The following is a 15,554-nucleotide window of genomic DNA, read 5'->3' on the forward strand; positions in this document are numbered from 1 at the left end:
CCATCGACCGACGGAGAGTAATTGTCTGGGGAGTGTGCAATGCGTGGATCCAGAATTGTCCTGGCAGCAACAAGCTTCCTTTATGCCAGCGGGGCAGTAGCTGCCGACATAGATCTGACCGAGCTCAGAAAGGTCGAGTACACGTCGATGAGCCCGACATGGAGCGTTGTTGGATCCCTATCGCCCACCTACACGGCCAATGCCCTGTTTTCGCGCGACGACCGGCGGGGGGATTTTTACTATGAGCCCGATGTGAGCTTGCGGCTGGACGGTAAACTTGCGCCGGACCTGTCCTACCGTATTTTTGCACGTGCTCAGTTTGAGGCATTTTCCAGAGAACACGACGGCAATGCCGCCATTGCGCGTCTGGGCGCGCGGCTGACGAAGAATCTGTATGGCTGGAGAATAAGCGCCACCTACGAAAACAGATATGACTACGACGGCGTGTTTCGCGATCTCGCCTTCACCTCCCACGACGTCACCGGCGCTATCGCGCGTGATTTCAGCTTCGACAATGTCACGCTCTCGCCGCTCCTCCAGCTCACTTATCGTTTCTCCGATCTCGCCGAGGCCAGGCGCTGGCGTGCCGATGCGCTGCTTGGCATCGAGGTCGAGCTGAATTCGAAATGGTCGATCGTCAGCACGCCTTTCATCGAAGCGTTCTGGTTTACAGACGGCTTGAACCGCGACCGGCAGGACCAGATCTATTCGGCGTCTCTCGGCCTGAAATACAACATCGCCAGCAACGTATCGCTCACCACGAACGTCATCTACGAGGCGCGAAACTCAAACGTGGCGCTGCGTCACTATAGAGACTGGCTGATCGGCCCACGGCTCGACTTCGCGTTTTAGCGATCAGGACACAAGAGGGGATCATGCGGAATTCGATTGTGGCGGCAGGTACCGCTATTCTCTTCATCTGTACGGCATTCGCCGCCAGCGCGGAGCCACGCGATTCCGTCGAGCGCGGCGACCGGATGGACCGGGATGCCTTGCGGGACGACGTGCGCATCGATCGTCTGAAGGTTCCGCAGCACCCGATCGTCGTCGAGGAGCCCCAGCAGCCGGTTTACAATACGAAGAACAAGCAGAAATCAAAGCGGAGCACGGACAGCAGTCGTTAGGGTGGCTTCAATGAATTTGATCAAGGCCGGCAATATTGGCGAGGCGAGTCCGGCGAGGTGGTCGGATGCCATCGGCAGTGCTGTGATCCGCGCTATCGGCTTTTTCTGCTTCTGGCTGATACTGACGCGCGGCGATCCCGGCGATGTGGGGCCCGGTCTGATTGCAGTTGCCGCAGCGACTTGGGCAAGCCTCAAGCTGCTGCCTGCCGAACAATGGGGCTTCCGCCCGATCAAGTTTGCCGGATTCGTCCTGCACTTCCTCCGTCAGTCGATTGTCGCGGGAGCAGACGTTGCGCTGCGGGCGCTTCACCCACGACTGCCGCTGCAGTCAGGCTTGGTCACCTACCGGGCGCAGCAGCCGCCGGGCAGGAAGCGAAATACGTTTTGCGCGATCATGAGCCTGATGCCGGGCACGCTTCCGTGCGGGACCTCGATTGACGGCAGCCTGGCCATTCATTGCCTCGATGTGACGCAGCCCGTCGTCGAACAATTGTCGATGGAGGAAACCCTGTGCATGGGGGCGCTCGGAGGCGCAAGATCCGATGCCTAGCCTGCTCTTGGTTGCTTCGGTCTTTGTGCTGCTGACGGTGGCGCTGGGCCTGTTTGCCATTCTTCGGCGATCGGCCGATGTGGACCGCCTGATGGCCGTCCAACTGCTGGGCACGGGAGGAGTCGCCATCCTCCTTCTGCTCGCGGTCGCAACCGAGACGCCGCCTGTCATGGATGTTGCCGTGATGCTCGCGCTGTTCGCAGCATTTGCGGCCGTCGCATTCGTCAGAGACGCGTCCGGCGCGTCATCAGAAGCCAAAGGGGAGTGAGGCGCGCATGAGCCTCGTCATGGATATCCTGACCATTTGCGCGGTCTTCGCAGGAGCGCTGTTCTTCCTTGCGGGCACGGTGGGTCTGTTGCGTTTCCCGGATACGCTGACGCGTCTGCACGCCCTGACCAAGGTTGACAATCTCGGTCTTGGCCTGATCGTTCTGGGCTTGCTGCCGCAGACGAGCAGCCTGCTGTTCGCGGTCAAATTGATGATCGTCTGGCTGCTCGTCCAGCTGTCCGGGGCGGTCGTCACCCAATTGATCGCCGGTGCGGTACGCCACCACGGAGCGGACGGATGAGCATCGCCTCCGTCTTCGATATTGCTCTCGTTGCGCTGATCCTGACGATCGGTGCTTCAGCCATCCTTGTGCGCACGGCATTAGCCGCAGTTGTCATGTTCGTCGTCTATGGGCTGCTTCTGTCCATGGCATGGGTCCGGCTCCACGCGGTCGATGTGGCGCTGACAGAGGCAGCGATCGGCGGCGGCATGACCGGCCTGTTGCTGCTCGGCGCCGTCGCGCGTTCCCGCTCCGTGAATGTCGACAGTGTAAGGGTTGGTTATCCGCTGCGCCTTGCCGCAGGTGCATTGTGTGCGCCGGTCGCGGCGGGTCTTGCCGTTGCCATCTTCAATCCGCCGGCGCCCGTTCCGACGCTCGCGCCGATGGTGATGGAAAACCTGCCGCCGAGTGGTCTCGGCAACCCCGTTGCCGGCGTGCTGTTCGTGTTCCGGGCACTCGACACGCTGCTCGAAAAGGTAGTCCTGCTGCTCGCTTTGCTCGGGGTCTGGTCGCTGGCGCCAGATCATGCCTGGGGTGGAATGCCCGGCTTGCAGGTTTACGCAAAGCCCGATCCCACGCTGATCTTTCTGGCTCAGCTTTTGCCGCCGGTGGGAATCGTGTTCGGAATCTACATGTGCTGGGTCGGCGCGAAGGATCCTGGCGGCGCCTTTCAGGGCGGCACGGTGCTGGCTGCGATGTGGCTCCTTGTCATTGTCGCGGGATTACAGAGCGCTCCTGCGATCGGTCGGCTCTGGCTGCGTGTTCTGCTCGTCACCGGACCGGTGCTGTTCCTTGTCATTGGTTTGGCTGGATGGGTATTTGCCGACGCTTTTCTGGCTTACCCGGCAGGTTACGCCAAGCCGCTGATTGTCGCCGTGGAAGCCGCTCTCACGCTGTCGATCGCTGTGGCGCTTGGCATGCTAGCCGCAGGACCCCCGGTGCGGGCACCACAGCAATGAACGCGGCAACGCTGTTCGGCTTGTGTGGCGCAGCGCTGGTGGGCATCGGACTGTACGGGTTCATCACGAATCCCGAGCCGCTACGCAAGATCCTTGCATTCAATTTGCTCGGGAGCGGTGTGTTTCTGCTGTTCGGCATTATCGCCAGGCGGGCGGCAGCGGCCGGGCTCGGTGGTGACCCTGTTCCTCAGGCGATGGTGATCACCGCGATTGTCGTCGCGTTCGCGGCGACGGCCATGGCCATCGCGCTGGTGCAGCGTCTTTGGGATGAGATCGGCCAGGCCTCGATCAGTTCCGACAGTTCTGAAACCGGCGAGGAAAAATCCTGATGCCGGCTGCAACGGCGCTTGGGGCGACAACTGCCGACGGGGCGCTTCTTGTTCTGGCCATCGTATTGCCGGTTGTCGGCATCCTGCTGTCGTTTGTCCTTGGCGGGCGGCACGCCGAAAGAATTGCCGCGTTTCTGTTGCCCGCCGGTCTCGGCGTGGCATGCATTGTCTTCCTGAAAGTATGGCAAAGCGAAACGTCGCTGAGCTACATTGTGGGTAATTGGCAGCCACCGCTCGGCATCACGCTGCGCGCCGACGGACTTTCAGTCGCGATGATGGTGGCAATGGCCATCGTGATCTGCCTCATCGGCGTGTTCGCGCATGCGAATTTCGGCAGTCGTGCAGCATCCGTCGAAACCCGCGCACCTCTGGTGTTCTGGGTCATGCTCATGGCGATCTCGGGCGCGATGAACATGATCTTTCTCGGCGGCGATCTGTTCACGCTATACGTTGCGCTTGAGCTGCTGACCTTCGCTGCGGTGCCGCTGGTCTGTCTCGATGGCCGCGCGGAGACCTTGCAGGCCGCATTGCGCTATCTGCTCTTCGCACTGCTGGGCTCGATCCTCTATCTGATCGGAACGGCCTTGCTGTATGGCAGCTATGGGACCCTCGACATCGTCCTGATGTCGCAACGCGTGCAGATCGAGCCGGCGACGCTCACTGCTGCCACGCTGATGACGGTGGGGCTGTTCGCCAAGACCGCGCTCTTTCCACTGCATCTCTGGCTTCCCCCGGCGCATGCCGGCGCACCGGCGGCGGCCAGCGCGGTTCTGTCGGCAGTCGTGGTGAAGGGATCATTCTTTCTCGTCGTGCGGCTCTGGTTCGATGCCATGCCGGGACTCTTGAGTGTGGCCGGCGGCCAACTCATTGGGGCACTGGGGGCGTCGGCGATCATATGCGGCAACATTGTCGCGCTCCGACAGAAGCGGCTCAAGCTGCTGATCGCCTATTCGACGGTCGCGCAGATCGGCTATCTGTTTCTGATGTTTCCGCTCGCTGCCGACCCGTTGTATCTCCAGTATGGCGATGCCCTGACGGGCGGCATGCTTCAGGCCATCTCGCACGCGACCGCCAAGGCAGCCATGTTCATGGCTGCCGGACTTGTCTATGCCGCGCTTGGACATGACCAGATTTCGGAGCTTGGCGGGATCGCGCGGGCGCTTCCCATGACGATGTTCGCCTTTGGCCTCGGTGGCCTATGCCTGATCGGGTTGCCGCCAACGGGCGGTTTTCTGGCAAAGTGGCTGTTGCTGGAGGCGACGATTGCAACGGCGCAGTGGTGGTGGGCAATCGTGATCATCGCAGGCGGGCTGCTCACGAGCGCATATACCTTCATCGTGCTGTCGCGGGCGATGGGCCCACCAAGCGCGCCGCTGATACTGCGCGCCGCGGTGCCGAAGTATCAGGAAGTGGCGGCGCTGGGGCTGGCGCTTCTTTCGGTATTGCTGGGGCTCGTGGCGCTCGGCCCGATCGATGTATTGCAAGTTGGTCGTCCGGAGGCGCCGATGGCTTGGCTGCGATGATAGAGGCCTATCCCTTGCTGGCTTTCGCCTTGCTCTTTCCGCTCGGGATGCTGCTGGCTTGCCTCTGGCCAATGGCATTACTGCGAATGCCTTCATATCTGGCGTTTGCTCCGATTCCTGCATTTGTGGCCGTGCTCCTTGTCTCCGACGATTCCCCGCTTGTCGTCGGCCCCGCCCGTCTGCATTTGACTTTCGCCCTTGATCTCCCCGGGGCACTGCTGCTCGGCGTTGCCGCGCTGCTATGGATCATGGCCGGGGCCTATGCGTCACCGTATCTGCAGGGCAGGCCGAATCGCGGGCGGTTCGCCGTGTGCTGGCTCACCGCATTGACGGGTTGCATCGGCGTCTTTCTCGCTGCCGACATGGTGGGTTTCTATTTGTTTTTGGCGATGCTGACGCTTGGCGCCTGTGGCCTCATCATCCAGCATGAAACGGCCGATGCGTGGCGGGCCGGCGCGCTCTATATCGGCCTTGGATTGCTGGCGGAGACATTGCTGCTCATCGCCTTCGTGCTGCTCGCGGCGGATATTCCCGGCAACGGGCTGTTAATCGGCGATGCCGCCGCCGCACTCCCGACGTCGCCGCACCGCGACCTGATCATCAGCCTGTTGATCGCAGGTTTTGGCATGAAGGCTGGCCTTGTTCCATTTCACGTCTGGATGCCACGGGCCTATGCGGCCGCGCCGGCGCCGGCTGCCGCTGTTCTGAGTGGTGCAGCCGTCAAGGCAAGCATCCTCGGAATGATCCGCTTTCTCCCCCTCGATACGGCACTGCCCCACGCAGGAACGTTACTCGCAGCTGCAGGCCTGTTCGCGGCGCTCTACGGGGTGGTGATTGGAATGACGCAACGCAGGCCCAAGGTTGTGCTGGCTTATTCGAGCGTTAGCCAGATGGGATTCATCGTGGCCGTCATTGGCATGGGCATGATCGCCGGAGATGGCCGCGCTGCACTGGCGGCGATCTTCTATTCTGCGAACCATGTGCTGGTCAAAGGCGCGCTGTTTCTCTCCGTCGGTGTGATCGCGGCGACCGGTCGCCGATATCTGTTGCCCATCCTTCTCCCTGTGGCGATCATCGCCGTCGGCCTTGGCGGGCTGCCGCTGACCGGCGGTGCCCTGGCAAAAATCGTGGTCGACGGACCGCTCGGAGACGGGGCCGCCAATACGGTTGCAACGCTGTCTGCCGTCGGCACGACGCTGCTCATGCTGCAGTTCGTACGAGGCTTGGTGACGACGGCATCAACGGATTACGAGGCGACAGCGGCGCCGGGCCTGTTCTGGCCATGGCTGTCGACTGCCGTAGCGTCGCTCATCGTGCCATGGGCGCTATTCCTCGCAGTTCCCGAAGGGATGCTGCCCAATCCTCTGGCGCCCGAACTGTTATGGAAAGCCCTGTTTCCAGTTTTGTTGGGCGCCATATTGGCGGCCGTGCTGTGGCGCTGGGTGCGGCGGCTGCCCCATATTCCCGAGGGAGATATCGTCGTGGTTCTGGACAGGTGCGTGAAGATCGCTCCAGCCTGGGGCAGGACCATCGAGCAAGCGGAAGGCATGCTTCGCCAATGGCATGTTGCGGGAATTTCACTGCTCGCACTGACGCTGGCTCTCGGAGCGGCACTCTTGGCCCAGTGAGCATGCCGAACAATCGACATCGCTATGGATGCGATGTTCGTGTCGTCAGGCTGACATCGCGGCCAAATTCTTTATGCCAGCGACGACGCGCTGTCGAAGCTCGACGCGCTGCCGGGACGATACGCCCAGAAGATCTGCCGCACGCCAGATCAGATTCTCTTCAAATTCGTTGACCCGCTGATCCGCGTAGACGGTCTCCCACATCAGTTGAACGATCCGTCGACGTCCATCGTCATCGAGGAACTCGTTGAGTTGCCGGGTAAAGCGGTAAAGATCGACCGCGCTACGGGCGACTGCATCTGCATCAACGAGAAGCTGAACCGTAGCCGCGTCATCCAGCCCATAATGCGATCTGAAAATGGCATGCAATCTGACGCGCCTGATATCCGATAGCTCGCTATCGACGGTGGCAACGCGGATGAGCAATGCCGCGGTCACGATGAGAAGCTCTCTCTGCTCGACGTTTTTCCGTTGATTGGCGTCTTCCATCGCACGCGAGATGAACGCCTTGATTGATCCAAACATCACCCGACCATTCTCTTCAGAGACAACGACGACTGCGCTCTTGCGGCCGGCCATCCGGGCCCGCGATATCTGGGAAGTTTCAGGAGCGGTCGCCTGAGCTGAAGATGGCGTTTGTCCATCGGCGCCGCCACTTTCTTACCGAATTTTAAAGTTTCCGGATTCGACCAAAAGCGAGGCAAAGCAGCCGTAGTTGTGGCGCTCCGGCCTCTGCGCATGGCCTGGAATTTTCCGCGGGGACACGCGTTGCTGCGCGTACCTGAATCCAGATCAATGTTCCCCGGCAATCCGGGTACTCATCACGACCTCTTCAGGGTTTTTCCCGATTACCTATTGCGTGCTGACGGCTAGCCTCGTGCAGCAGACGTCACGTCGTTCGTGTCGCGGCTCCGAGAGGGAAGCAGATGTTCAGTATTCGCATATTGACGGTGGCATGTGCTTTCCTGATCCCGCAGATGCTATCCGCACCGGCTCACGCGCAACAGCTTTTCCGCGTCGGCGGACTGACATGCAGCACCGGTCCGAGAGTCGGGCTGGTTCTAGGCTCACGCCAGGAGATGCAATGTGTCTTCCTGTCCACTGTGGCTGCGCGGCAATATAGTTACAGGGGCACGATCAGGCGGGTTGGCCTCGATGTCGGCGTCACGCGCGGGGGAACGCTGTTCTGGGGTGTCTTTGCGCGCAACAGTAATATCGGCCGCGGTACGTTGAGAGGCAGCTATGTCGGGGCAAGCGGAAATGTTGCCATCGGCCTGGGTCTTGGCGCCAATGTCCTCGTCGGCGGATCACGCCGTACGATCACGCTGCAGCCGCTCTCTGTCGAGGGCCAGATCGGATTGAATCTGGCACTGGGCATATCCAATCTCGTTCTTCGATAGTCGGTATTTATCGTTGGTTATTGCTTTACCGGGCGGGTTGAGCGGTCCTTGCGGGGGCGAGAATGTTCTCACCGATCCGGCCGACCATATAGGGGAAGAACGGGTTTGATGACGCCCGCATCAACGAGTCGAGGCTGGCGATCAGCACATTGCGTTCGCCGCGCGGCGCCAGGGTACCGAGGTTCTCGCCAAAATCCTCGGACTTGTCCGGCTCCGCCCCATAGAGAGAATCGCTGACCGGAAATGGCAGCGCCACGTGCGACAGCGAATAGAAGCCCCGTGGATAGTTCAGGCCGAGCGGGCGGGAATGCTCGTCGACGGTGCCGGCCTCGGTCACACGCTCGATCACGTCGTCATTATTGTCACCGGAATTGGTAATGACGGCGAGGCGGTAGCGCCGCGGGCCGGCGGGTACAATGCGTGCCAGCGCGGTGTCGGTGCTGGTGCGGAGCAGGGGGCCAAATCGGGCGGTGCGATTGACGTCGAACAGAACGAGTTCGCTCCCATTGGCAGGCAGATGGGCATAAAGGTCGGAGACGATGGCCCGCGTGCTGACGGTGAAATCCATCAGCGACTGGAATGTCAGGATGGGTGGAAACCGGCTCAGTCTGCCTTCGCTCGCATAGCGGGCGAGCCTCCGTTGCAGAGCCCTGGTCAGAAGATGCGATTGACGCGCGCCGTTCACCGGGAATGAATTGTACTTGAAGGGATTGAACTCCGGAACGACATCGAGCCATGCGGCCTTGGCGAAGGCGGGCAGAATTGCCGGAAATCCCGCCAGGCCGGCAAACCGTGCAAAACTGGTGATACCCACCATCGGCGAGATCAATATCAGGCGGTCGGGCCGCGACAGTTTTTCGTCGTCGATGGCATCCAGCGCATACATGATGGCCAGTGCACCGCCATTGGAAAATCCAACCAGATGAAGCGGCACGGGCGAATCCACACGCTTCTTGACTTCCCGCACTGCGAGCCGCGTGGCCGCCATCCAGTCTTCCCACGCGATATCGGTCAGCGCGGCCGGAACAGTGCCATGCGCCGGCAGCCTTGGTACGATCGCCAGGAAGCCTTGATCGCGGTAGAAACGCGCAATATGGCGTTGGCTATAGGGTGAATCCGTCAGGCCATGAAGGAGCACGACCGCTCCGACCGGCTTCCCCTTCGGCTCCAGCACAAAGGAGCGGTTGAAATCCTGCACGAAATGCGGGGGATAGACCGGGCTGCCTTCAAAATATCGATTGGGTGGCACGCGTTCTGTCGCATCGAGCTTCTGCGATACCTCGCGCTGGACTTCGTCGAAAAGCACCGCCTCAGCCGCCATGTATTGCGCCCAGTCGGCAGTATCCAGCTTGCTCGCATGGAGCTCATGCGGAACGTAGGTATGCCATGTCTCGAGTGGCAGGCCTCGCTGCGAATCGTAGATGCGGACAGCGAAGATCGTCATCAGCGCGATGCCGAAAAACGCCATCAGGATCTTTGCAAATCTGAAGATTCTGGCCCGCACGACCGAACCCCGTAAATGACGACGTGGTGCAGGATAGCCCGGAAAATTTGAAGCGCGACGGGAGATATAGGGGAAAGCACCTGAGCGGGTATCGGGCTTTACCCTGATACTCGGCAACTTCTTCGGCGACGTCCCGATCCGCATATGCAACGGCAGCCAGATGCGAAGCCGTCAGTTGGCCCGGCATCTGAAGATCCGGTTGCCGTTCTCGTCGAGAACGAACACCAGATGGGACCTGCAAAGCGCGCCGGCCTTGCTCAATTCCGTAGCAAGGGCGCGCGCTTGCGTGATCGCAAGCTTCGGATTTGAAAGGCGGCTTCCGACCTCATCTGGAAAAACTTTCGGCCCGTCCAGAATATGGAAAAAGTATCGCATCGCGCTCCAATAATTCGGAAGAGCCGCGTGTCCCAGTGAATAATTAGTAAGGCGCTGACACATGCGATGGCGCGTCATGTGCACCGACCAAGGGTTTTCCCCGATAGCCATGGTTCTGGATGTGCATTTCAAATCGGAACGCGTGCGGGGGCCACAGCATCAATTGTCAGGGAGTTACGCATGCGAAGGATCTCAGCCTTGCTCGTTCTACTCGCGCTGTCTGCAGTGGTTCCGCTGGCGGATGCGCTTGCCCAAAGCGCAGCAGGACGCGGCGCTGTGTCCGGTGCCATCATTGGCGGCGCCGTCGGCGGCCGACGCGGTGCGGCTATTGGTGCTGCCACCGGAGCGGCCGTGGGGAGTCACAGGCGGCATTGGCATAACCGGTATTACTGGCGCCATGGTCGTTGCTGGGTCCGCACATCGAGCGGAAGATCCCACCCGGTATCGCATCGCTATTGCAGGTGAGCGATACGATTGCACCGTTGCGGCTGCGATAGCCATTCCAGCGCGTCACGATCTTTCGCTGTGATCGCAGGGGTGATTCCGCGGCTCGGATCAGGTCAACACCCGATATCGTGATGCAATCGCGTCATCCATTATTCCGACGATTGAAAAGGAGGATGCGATGCAGAACCTGAAAAAGCGTTTCTTATTGTCCCTGCTTGTTTCCACGATCGTGGCGAGCGCGAGCATGGTATTCGTCACCACGCAGAGCGAAGCCAAGGGGAGGGCGTGGTGCGCCAAATCACAGTCGCGGGGCACCGATTGTAGTTATGACACGATCGACCAATGCCGTGCCGCGGTCAGCGGAACAGGTGCCTCCTGCCGCAAGCGTGTCCGCTGAGGCGTAGTGTCGTTTTTGAATCGGCAGCCGTCGCCATGTCATCTGGCGACGGTACCTTTATGCACAGACGAAGCGGCGCCCTTACGGCAAGGGCCTCCGTCAAACAGATCTTTGCTGCGATACGACTGAACAGCGGGCATTGACCGCATATCGCAGCGTCTTGCGCTCTCTTTATTCCGCCGCGACTGCGACCTGACCCAGCCTGTCGAAGACGACGTCGCCACCGAGAATGGTGAGGTCGCAGCGGGTGTCTTTCTCGACTTCCTCGGGCGCACAGGTGAAGACATCGTGGCTGAGCACGGCGATATCTGCGAGCTGGCCCGGCACCAGACGGCCCATGCGATCTTCGGCGAATTGCGTATAGGCGCCGAAATAGGTGTAGGCGTGGATCGCTTCCGCCATCGACAGCTTCTGTCCTTCGCCCAGCAATGTATGGCGGTTGGACATGCGCGTCGTCATCGTGAACAGGTTCTTGAACGGATCGGTGGTGGAGACCGGTGCGTCCGAACTCGCTGCCGGATGCAGGCCGGCGTCGAACCACTTGCGCATGGGATAGGCGACATCGGTGCGCGCCTGGCCGAGATTGGTGATGTAGAGATCGCCGAATTCATACATGAAGACCGGCTGCGGGACCGGATCGATGCCCGAGGCGGCCATGCGTGCGATCTGGCTGTCGCTCAGGAAGCCGCAATGCTCGATGCGGTGGCGCCGGCCGAGGATCGGGTTCTCCGCCGTACCTGCCTTCTCGATCCCTGACAGCACTTGCTCGATGGCGGCGTCGCCGATGGCGTGGATCGCGAGCTGGTAGCCGAGGTCGTGATAATGCGCGAGATAGTCGTGCATTTCCTTGTCGGTGTAGCAGAAGATGCCGCGGTTATCGGGATCGCCAACCAGATAGGGCTCGGACATCGCAGCGGTGAGGCCGCCGGCGCTGCCGTCACCGAACACTTTCATTGCACCATAGCGGAGCATGCCGACTTCGCGGCCGAAGCGATAACCTGCAGCATGGGCCTGATCGCCGATGCCGTCGGTGTTGCCGTAGATACAGACCCAGGTGCGGATCGGCAGCGTGTTCGATTTCGCAAGATGCTCGTAGGCATCGATCTCATCCATGCCCGCGGCCATGCCGACCGCGGCATCCATCACGCTGGTGAAGCCTTGCTCGAGCATGAACCGGCTGGCGCGGTCGATCGCATCGCGCAGGCGTTCGGCGCTGGGCTTCGGCGCGGCGTCGACGATCAGGCGCAGCGCGCGTTCGGCGAGCAGGCCGGTCAGCTTGTTGTCGCGGCGTTCGATCATGCCGCCATCTGGCTGCGGCGTGTTGTGGCCGATGCCGGCCGCGCGCATCGCCTGTGTGTTGATCACGGCGACATGGCCGCAGGTGCGCTTGAGATAGACCGGATTGTTCGGCGCGACCTGATCGAGCTCTTCCGCGGTGGGATGACGCTTTTCCGCGAGCTCGTAATGGTCATAGCCGCGGCCATTGATCCATTCGCCGGGCTTGGCGGTCTTCGCCTTCTCGGCGACGCGGCGCAGGATTTCGCCGATCGAGTTAGCGCCGGTCTCCGGCCGCAGATTGATCTCGGTCATGGTCAGGCCGAGCGGCAACAAATGCATATGGGCGTCGTTCAGGCCCGGGATGGCGGTGCGGCCGGCGAGTTCGATGATGCGCGTATCCGGTCCGGCAAGCTCGGCGATTGTCTGGGCCGAACCTGTCGCCAGCACGCGTCCCGATGCGATCGCGATGGCTTCGACAAAGCCCTCGTTGAGACCACAGAACACGCGTCCTCCGGTCAGGATGAGGCTTGGCTTTTCCATCTTAAGTCTACCTTTTATTCACGGGATCGAGTGCAGCGACGGGTACGCCAAAATTATTCAGCGGAGCAAGATCGCAGATTGTGCAGTGTGAGCCTGCAGACGGGGCAACGCGCCGCATATCGCGCTTTATGTTGGAGTTTTTCTCGCAGGTCAGGAATTAGACACCTGCCATGCGCGTCACGCAGCGACATTTGCGTGAGGCGCGCGTCGGTGTAGGATTCGCCTGATGTCTGGAGCCGGTGTGATGACGACCAATACTCAAGCTGCAACCCGTGCGACGGCCGAAATCCCGAGCATCCCCTGTGACGCCGAGGGTCCGGTGTTTCGCGAGCCGTGGGAGGCCCAGGCCTTTGCCATGGCCGTGACGCTGCATGAGCGCGGCGTGTTCACCTGGACGGAATGGGCTGCGGCGCTGGCTGCCGAGATCAAGCGCGCCCAGGCGGGCGGCGATGCCGACACCGGCGAGACCTATTACCGGCACTGGCTGGCGACGCTGGAAAACCTGATCGCCGAAAAGGGTGTGACGACGGCGGATGCGCTGCATCGCTACCGCGATGCCTGGGACCACGCCGCCGATCGCACGCCGCATGGCCAGCCGATCGAACTGACCCCGGCGGATTTTCACTAGTCACATGTGAGCGTGGCTTCGCACCGTCTCCACGTCATGGCCGGGACAAGCCCGGGCATGACGGAGATTTACTTCAGCGCCTTCACCACCGCATTGAAGAACGCATTGTCCGCCACCGCCGGATTCACCATCGTCGGTGGCTTCGACCGCGCGCTCAGCACCGCGCAGATCACGCGATGCTTGGGATTGATATACATCAGTTGCCCGAATATCCCGCGTGCGGTGAAAGCGCCGTCATCGAGCGAGCCGTCCGCGCCCGGTACGATCCACCACATATAGCCGTAATCGACGCGCTGGCCGTTGATCTCACACGCGGCGCCGGCCGCACGCATCCAGCCTTCCGGCAGCACGCGCTCTCCATCAATCACGCCGTCATCGAGAATGAAACGGCCGAAGCGTGCATAGTCGCGCAGGGTGGCAAACATCCCGCTGCCGGCGACTTCCAGTCCGCCCGGTGCTTCCAGCCACCAGCATCCATCGGCCTCCATGCCGAGTCTGGACCAGATCTTCTCCGAGAGATAATCGCTCAGCCATTTGCCGGTGGCCGCCTTCACCAGCGCGCCGACAACATGGGTATCGCCGGTCGAATAGGTCCATTGCGTGCCGGGCGTCGCGGCGCGCGGACGCTCCGCCATGTAGCGCATGATGGCGCCGGGCTGCTGGGCCACCTGCAATTCGAGCAGCTTGCGGCGTTCGGACTGTGCGTCGGTCTGATCGTCGCTCCAGCGCACACCTGACGTCATCTGCATCAGCGTCTTCACGCTGACACCCTCGAAGGCGGTGCCGGAAAATTCGGGAAGATAATTCACCAGCGGATCGTCGACGCTCTGGATGTACCCGTCCTGGATGGCAGCGCCGATCAGTGTGGTGCTGAAGGATTTCGCCATCGACATCGACAGCCAGCGTGTCGATGCCTCGATACCGAGATCGTAATGTTCGAGCAGAACCTCGTCGTCCTTCATCACCAGAATTCCAGCGACGCGGTTGCGCGAAACGTAGTCGTAGATGTCGTAACTCGCGCCATTGGAGACGATCGGAAAGTCAGGTAGCGTGTGCTTGCTATAGATCAGTGGCCGCACCGGTGCGCCCGCCTTGATGGTGCGCGTCGCGAAATTCATCTCGGGCGTGACGAAGGTCCGTAGATGATCGATGGGCATCGATCGGCCGGCATAGGAATTGATGATCGCGTCGGTTGCAGTTTGGGGGCTCGTCGCGGAAGCTTGACGAATGGTGCTGTTGGCTTCGCCTGCACCCGGCGCCACATCTGTCACAGTCAAAGGTCTGTCCTGCGTCTTCGGCGCGTCGATGCGCTCAAGGATTTACTATGGCAGGGCAGAGGGACTGTCGAGGGTGCCAAGGTTGAAACGCGCGGTGCGCCGGCATCACCGGCGCATCACGCCCAAACCGGTCCGGTGTCCTGATGCGACAATCAGCGAACCGCCGTCGTGTTCGAACTGGTGAGGGCGGTCGGCTGGCCGGCCTTGATGACGCGGGCCGTCTGGGTGCCGTCGCTGGTGCCCGTGCGGGCGGCAATGCCGAAACCTGCAACCGCGATGCCGGCAACCAGGGCGACAACGACGATCTTCAGATGCGTGCTGCGGTCTGCGCTGTGGATCGAGTGGTTCATGGCGGCCTCCTGCCGTCTACGCGGCTACTTGTTGCATGGAGGTGTAGTCCCGGCCGGTTTCCAGCCGATGGCGTCTGTGTAGAAAATTGTTTCGTGGAAGCAGAGATTTGTTTCGTCGCGTAGCCGGATACTTACGAATGCAGCGGTTTTGGCGCCTTTGGCGGTATTTGCGTCACACATATTGTTCGATGCCGGGGAATCCCGACCCCCGCTCGTCATTCCGGGGCCGGACTGAGCCCGGAATCTCGGAGTGTTCAGCGCAAAACATGTCGGGAACCTCAGCCACTCCAAGTGGAGTGGCTGAGGTTCGGTCCCGTCGCCTGCGGCGTCGGTCCCGCCCTCAGGCAAACCAATTGGTTTGCCGGGGAATGACGAGTTGGAGGCGGCAGACAGCCCCCCAACATTTTTTCCTATTCTTCGTTGACAGCATCCCTGTATGGATTATATTCTCCATCGTCCGGCCCCGATGAGAGGGGCGAGCGCGATCGTCACGTTCGCGGGGCTGGATGCGGTGGACGCCGGAGATGCGGCGTTACGCGGTTTGGGGGTGACGTCTGTCTTCGGGCAGGACGGATCTGCGCCAGCACTGCCACTGGCAAGGAGACGGCCGACCTTGGGATGGAAAGACCTCTGGACAGTGTGACGGACGACCAAGTCGAAACGTGTCCGGCCTATTCGCTTGAGGCTCCCTTCCCAT

General features: G+C 61.2%; 18 protein-coding genes. 12 read left to right on the top strand and 6 right to left on the bottom strand.

Annotated features, from left to right (window positions below; translation table 11 throughout):
* Positions 1 to 39 precede the first annotated feature (39 nt).
* The 9 genes from AC1DUY_RS10335 to AC1DUY_RS10375 are packed head-to-tail and all read left to right on the top strand — an operon-like array spanning position 40 to position 6,661.
* Positions 40 to 852 carry an outer membrane beta-barrel protein gene (locus tag AC1DUY_RS10335; protein ID WP_093757584.1) on the top strand — a complete coding sequence of 271 codons (813 nt, stop codon included), beginning with the start codon at positions 40 to 42 and terminating at the stop codon, positions 850 to 852.
* 23 nt (positions 853 to 875) lie between these two features.
* Positions 876 to 1,124 (top strand): hypothetical protein, encoded by a 249-nt coding sequence (locus AC1DUY_RS10340; RefSeq protein ID WP_478113995.1) that lies wholly within the window; start codon positions 876 to 878, stop codon positions 1,122 to 1,124.
* Positions 1,125 to 1,134: 10 nt separating this feature from the next.
* Positions 1,135 to 1,674, top strand: a complete 540-nt coding sequence (locus AC1DUY_RS10345; protein ID WP_478113997.1) for a Na+/H+ antiporter subunit E — start codon at positions 1,135 to 1,137, stop codon at positions 1,672 to 1,674.
* Positions 1,667 to 1,942, top strand: coding sequence for an MrpF/PhaF family protein (locus AC1DUY_RS10350; RefSeq protein ID WP_478113999.1), 276 nt, complete (start codon positions 1,667 to 1,669; stop codon positions 1,940 to 1,942). The genes AC1DUY_RS10345 and AC1DUY_RS10350 overlap by 8 nt, the downstream gene beginning before the upstream one ends.
* A gap of 7 nt (positions 1,943 to 1,949) precedes the next feature.
* Complete coding sequence (locus tag AC1DUY_RS10355) at positions 1,950 to 2,243, top strand: cation:proton antiporter (protein ID WP_478114001.1); 294 nt, start codon at positions 1,950 to 1,952, stop codon at positions 2,241 to 2,243.
* The gene (locus AC1DUY_RS10360) at positions 2,240 to 3,181 is read left to right on the top strand and encodes a hydrogenase subunit MbhD domain-containing protein (protein ID WP_478114003.1); all 942 of its coding nucleotides are present in this window, start codon (positions 2,240 to 2,242) and stop codon (positions 3,179 to 3,181) included. Before AC1DUY_RS10355 ends, AC1DUY_RS10360 begins: the two co-directional genes overlap by 4 nt.
* Positions 3,178 to 3,510: an NADH-quinone oxidoreductase subunit K gene (locus tag AC1DUY_RS10365; RefSeq protein ID WP_478114005.1), complete on the top strand. Its 333-nt coding sequence runs from the start codon at positions 3,178 to 3,180 to the stop codon at positions 3,508 to 3,510. The genes AC1DUY_RS10360 and AC1DUY_RS10365 overlap by 4 nt, the downstream gene beginning before the upstream one ends.
* Complete coding sequence (locus tag AC1DUY_RS10370; protein ID WP_478114007.1) at positions 3,510 to 5,033, top strand: complex I subunit 5 family protein; 1,524 nt, start codon at positions 3,510 to 3,512, stop codon at positions 5,031 to 5,033. The genes AC1DUY_RS10365 and AC1DUY_RS10370 overlap by 1 nt, the downstream gene beginning before the upstream one ends.
* The gene (locus AC1DUY_RS10375) at positions 5,030 to 6,661 is read left to right on the top strand and encodes a proton-conducting transporter transmembrane domain-containing protein (RefSeq protein ID WP_478114063.1); all 1,632 of its coding nucleotides are present in this window, start codon (positions 5,030 to 5,032) and stop codon (positions 6,659 to 6,661) included. The genes AC1DUY_RS10370 and AC1DUY_RS10375 overlap by 4 nt, the downstream gene beginning before the upstream one ends.
* A gap of 45 nt (positions 6,662 to 6,706) precedes the next feature.
* On the opposite strand, the gene AC1DUY_RS10380 is transcribed toward AC1DUY_RS10375, so the two are convergent.
* Entirely contained in the window at positions 6,707 to 7,240 is a 534-nt protein-coding gene (locus AC1DUY_RS10380) for a tellurite resistance TerB family protein (protein ID WP_478114009.1), read from the bottom strand.
* Positions 7,241 to 7,638: 398 nt separating this feature from the next.
* Between AC1DUY_RS10380 and AC1DUY_RS10385 the strand changes: the two genes are divergently transcribed.
* Entirely contained in the window at positions 7,639 to 8,061 is a 423-nt protein-coding gene (locus tag AC1DUY_RS10385) for a DUF992 domain-containing protein (RefSeq protein ID WP_231081269.1), read from the top strand.
* Positions 8,062 to 8,086: 25 nt separating this feature from the next.
* Here the strand turns inward: AC1DUY_RS10385 and AC1DUY_RS10390 are convergent, their stop codons facing one another.
* Together AC1DUY_RS10390 and AC1DUY_RS10395 are read right to left on the bottom strand one after the other, a co-directional pair.
* The gene (locus AC1DUY_RS10390; protein ID WP_478114011.1) at positions 8,087 to 9,529 is read right to left on the bottom strand and encodes an alpha/beta hydrolase; all 1,443 of its coding nucleotides are present in this window, start codon (positions 9,527 to 9,529) and stop codon (positions 8,087 to 8,089) included.
* A gap of 207 nt (positions 9,530 to 9,736) precedes the next feature.
* A complete protein-coding gene (locus AC1DUY_RS10395) occupies positions 9,737 to 10,051 on the bottom strand; it encodes a DUF6894 family protein (RefSeq protein WP_478114013.1) in 315 nt (104 codons plus the stop codon).
* A gap of 514 nt (positions 10,052 to 10,565) precedes the next feature.
* Here AC1DUY_RS10395 and AC1DUY_RS10400 point away from each other — a divergent pair.
* Positions 10,566 to 10,784, top strand: coding sequence for a DUF3551 domain-containing protein (locus AC1DUY_RS10400; RefSeq protein ID WP_089263548.1), 219 nt, complete (start codon positions 10,566 to 10,568; stop codon positions 10,782 to 10,784).
* A gap of 171 nt (positions 10,785 to 10,955) precedes the next feature.
* Here the strand turns inward: AC1DUY_RS10400 and AC1DUY_RS10405 are convergent, their stop codons facing one another.
* Positions 10,956 to 12,602: an amidohydrolase gene (locus tag AC1DUY_RS10405; protein WP_175369150.1), complete on the bottom strand. Its 1,647-nt coding sequence runs from the start codon at positions 12,600 to 12,602 to the stop codon at positions 10,956 to 10,958.
* A gap of 244 nt (positions 12,603 to 12,846) precedes the next feature.
* Here AC1DUY_RS10405 and AC1DUY_RS10410 point away from each other — a divergent pair, with 244 nt between their 5' ends.
* Complete coding sequence (locus AC1DUY_RS10410; protein ID WP_175369149.1) at positions 12,847 to 13,230, top strand: nitrile hydratase accessory protein; 384 nt, start codon at positions 12,847 to 12,849, stop codon at positions 13,228 to 13,230.
* A gap of 68 nt (positions 13,231 to 13,298) precedes the next feature.
* On the opposite strand, the gene AC1DUY_RS10415 is transcribed toward AC1DUY_RS10410, so the two are convergent.
* A complete protein-coding gene (locus AC1DUY_RS10415) occupies positions 13,299 to 14,501 on the bottom strand; it encodes a serine hydrolase domain-containing protein (RefSeq protein WP_478114066.1) in 1,203 nt (400 codons plus the stop codon).
* Positions 14,502 to 14,659: 158 nt separating this feature from the next.
* Entirely contained in the window at positions 14,660 to 14,857 is a 198-nt protein-coding gene (locus tag AC1DUY_RS10420) for a hypothetical protein (RefSeq protein ID WP_089263559.1), read from the bottom strand.
* Positions 14,858 to 15,554 lie beyond the last annotated feature (697 nt).

It is taken from the genome of Tardiphaga sp. P4_G1 (genome assembly GCF_056401215.1).

Bases quoted from the DNA above. Each gene is read 5' to 3' on its own strand.
- AC1DUY_RS10395 (WP_478114013.1), bottom strand. From the start codon at position 10,051: ATGGCTATCGGGGAAAACCCTTGGTCGGTGCACATGACGCGCCATCGC.
- AC1DUY_RS10345 (WP_478113997.1), top strand. From the start codon at position 1,135: ATGAATTTGATCAAGGCCGGCAATATTGGCGAGGCGAGTCCGGCGAGG.
- AC1DUY_RS10385 (WP_231081269.1), top strand. From the start codon at position 7,639: ATGCTATCCGCACCGGCTCACGCGCAACAGCTTTTCCGCGTCGGCGGA.
- AC1DUY_RS10350 (WP_478113999.1), top strand. From the start codon at position 1,667: ATGCCTAGCCTGCTCTTGGTTGCTTCGGTCTTTGTGCTGCTGACGGTG.
- AC1DUY_RS10335 (WP_093757584.1), top strand. From the start codon at position 40: ATGCGTGGATCCAGAATTGTCCTGGCAGCAACAAGCTTCCTTTATGCC.
- AC1DUY_RS10410 (WP_175369149.1), top strand. From the start codon at position 12,847: ATGACGACCAATACTCAAGCTGCAACCCGTGCGACGGCCGAAATCCCG.
- AC1DUY_RS10400 (WP_089263548.1), top strand. From the start codon at position 10,566: ATGCAGAACCTGAAAAAGCGTTTCTTATTGTCCCTGCTTGTTTCCACG.
- AC1DUY_RS10365 (WP_478114005.1), top strand. From the start codon at position 3,178: ATGAACGCGGCAACGCTGTTCGGCTTGTGTGGCGCAGCGCTGGTGGGC.
- AC1DUY_RS10340 (WP_478113995.1), top strand. From the start codon at position 876: ATGCGGAATTCGATTGTGGCGGCAGGTACCGCTATTCTCTTCATCTGT.
- AC1DUY_RS10405 (WP_175369150.1), bottom strand. From the start codon at position 12,602: ATGGAAAAGCCAAGCCTCATCCTGACCGGAGGACGCGTGTTCTGTGGT.
- AC1DUY_RS10420 (WP_089263559.1), bottom strand. From the start codon at position 14,857: ATGAACCACTCGATCCACAGCGCAGACCGCAGCACGCATCTGAAGATC.
- AC1DUY_RS10360 (WP_478114003.1), top strand. From the start codon at position 2,240: ATGAGCATCGCCTCCGTCTTCGATATTGCTCTCGTTGCGCTGATCCTG.
- AC1DUY_RS10375 (WP_478114063.1), top strand. From the start codon at position 5,030: ATGATAGAGGCCTATCCCTTGCTGGCTTTCGCCTTGCTCTTTCCGCTC.
- AC1DUY_RS10370 (WP_478114007.1), top strand. From the start codon at position 3,510: ATGCCGGCTGCAACGGCGCTTGGGGCGACAACTGCCGACGGGGCGCTT.
- AC1DUY_RS10380 (WP_478114009.1), bottom strand. From the start codon at position 7,240: ATGGCCGGCCGCAAGAGCGCAGTCGTCGTTGTCTCTGAAGAGAATGGT.
- AC1DUY_RS10355 (WP_478114001.1), top strand. From the start codon at position 1,950: ATGAGCCTCGTCATGGATATCCTGACCATTTGCGCGGTCTTCGCAGGA.
- AC1DUY_RS10390 (WP_478114011.1), bottom strand. From the start codon at position 9,529: ATGGCGTTTTTCGGCATCGCGCTGATGACGATCTTCGCTGTCCGCATC.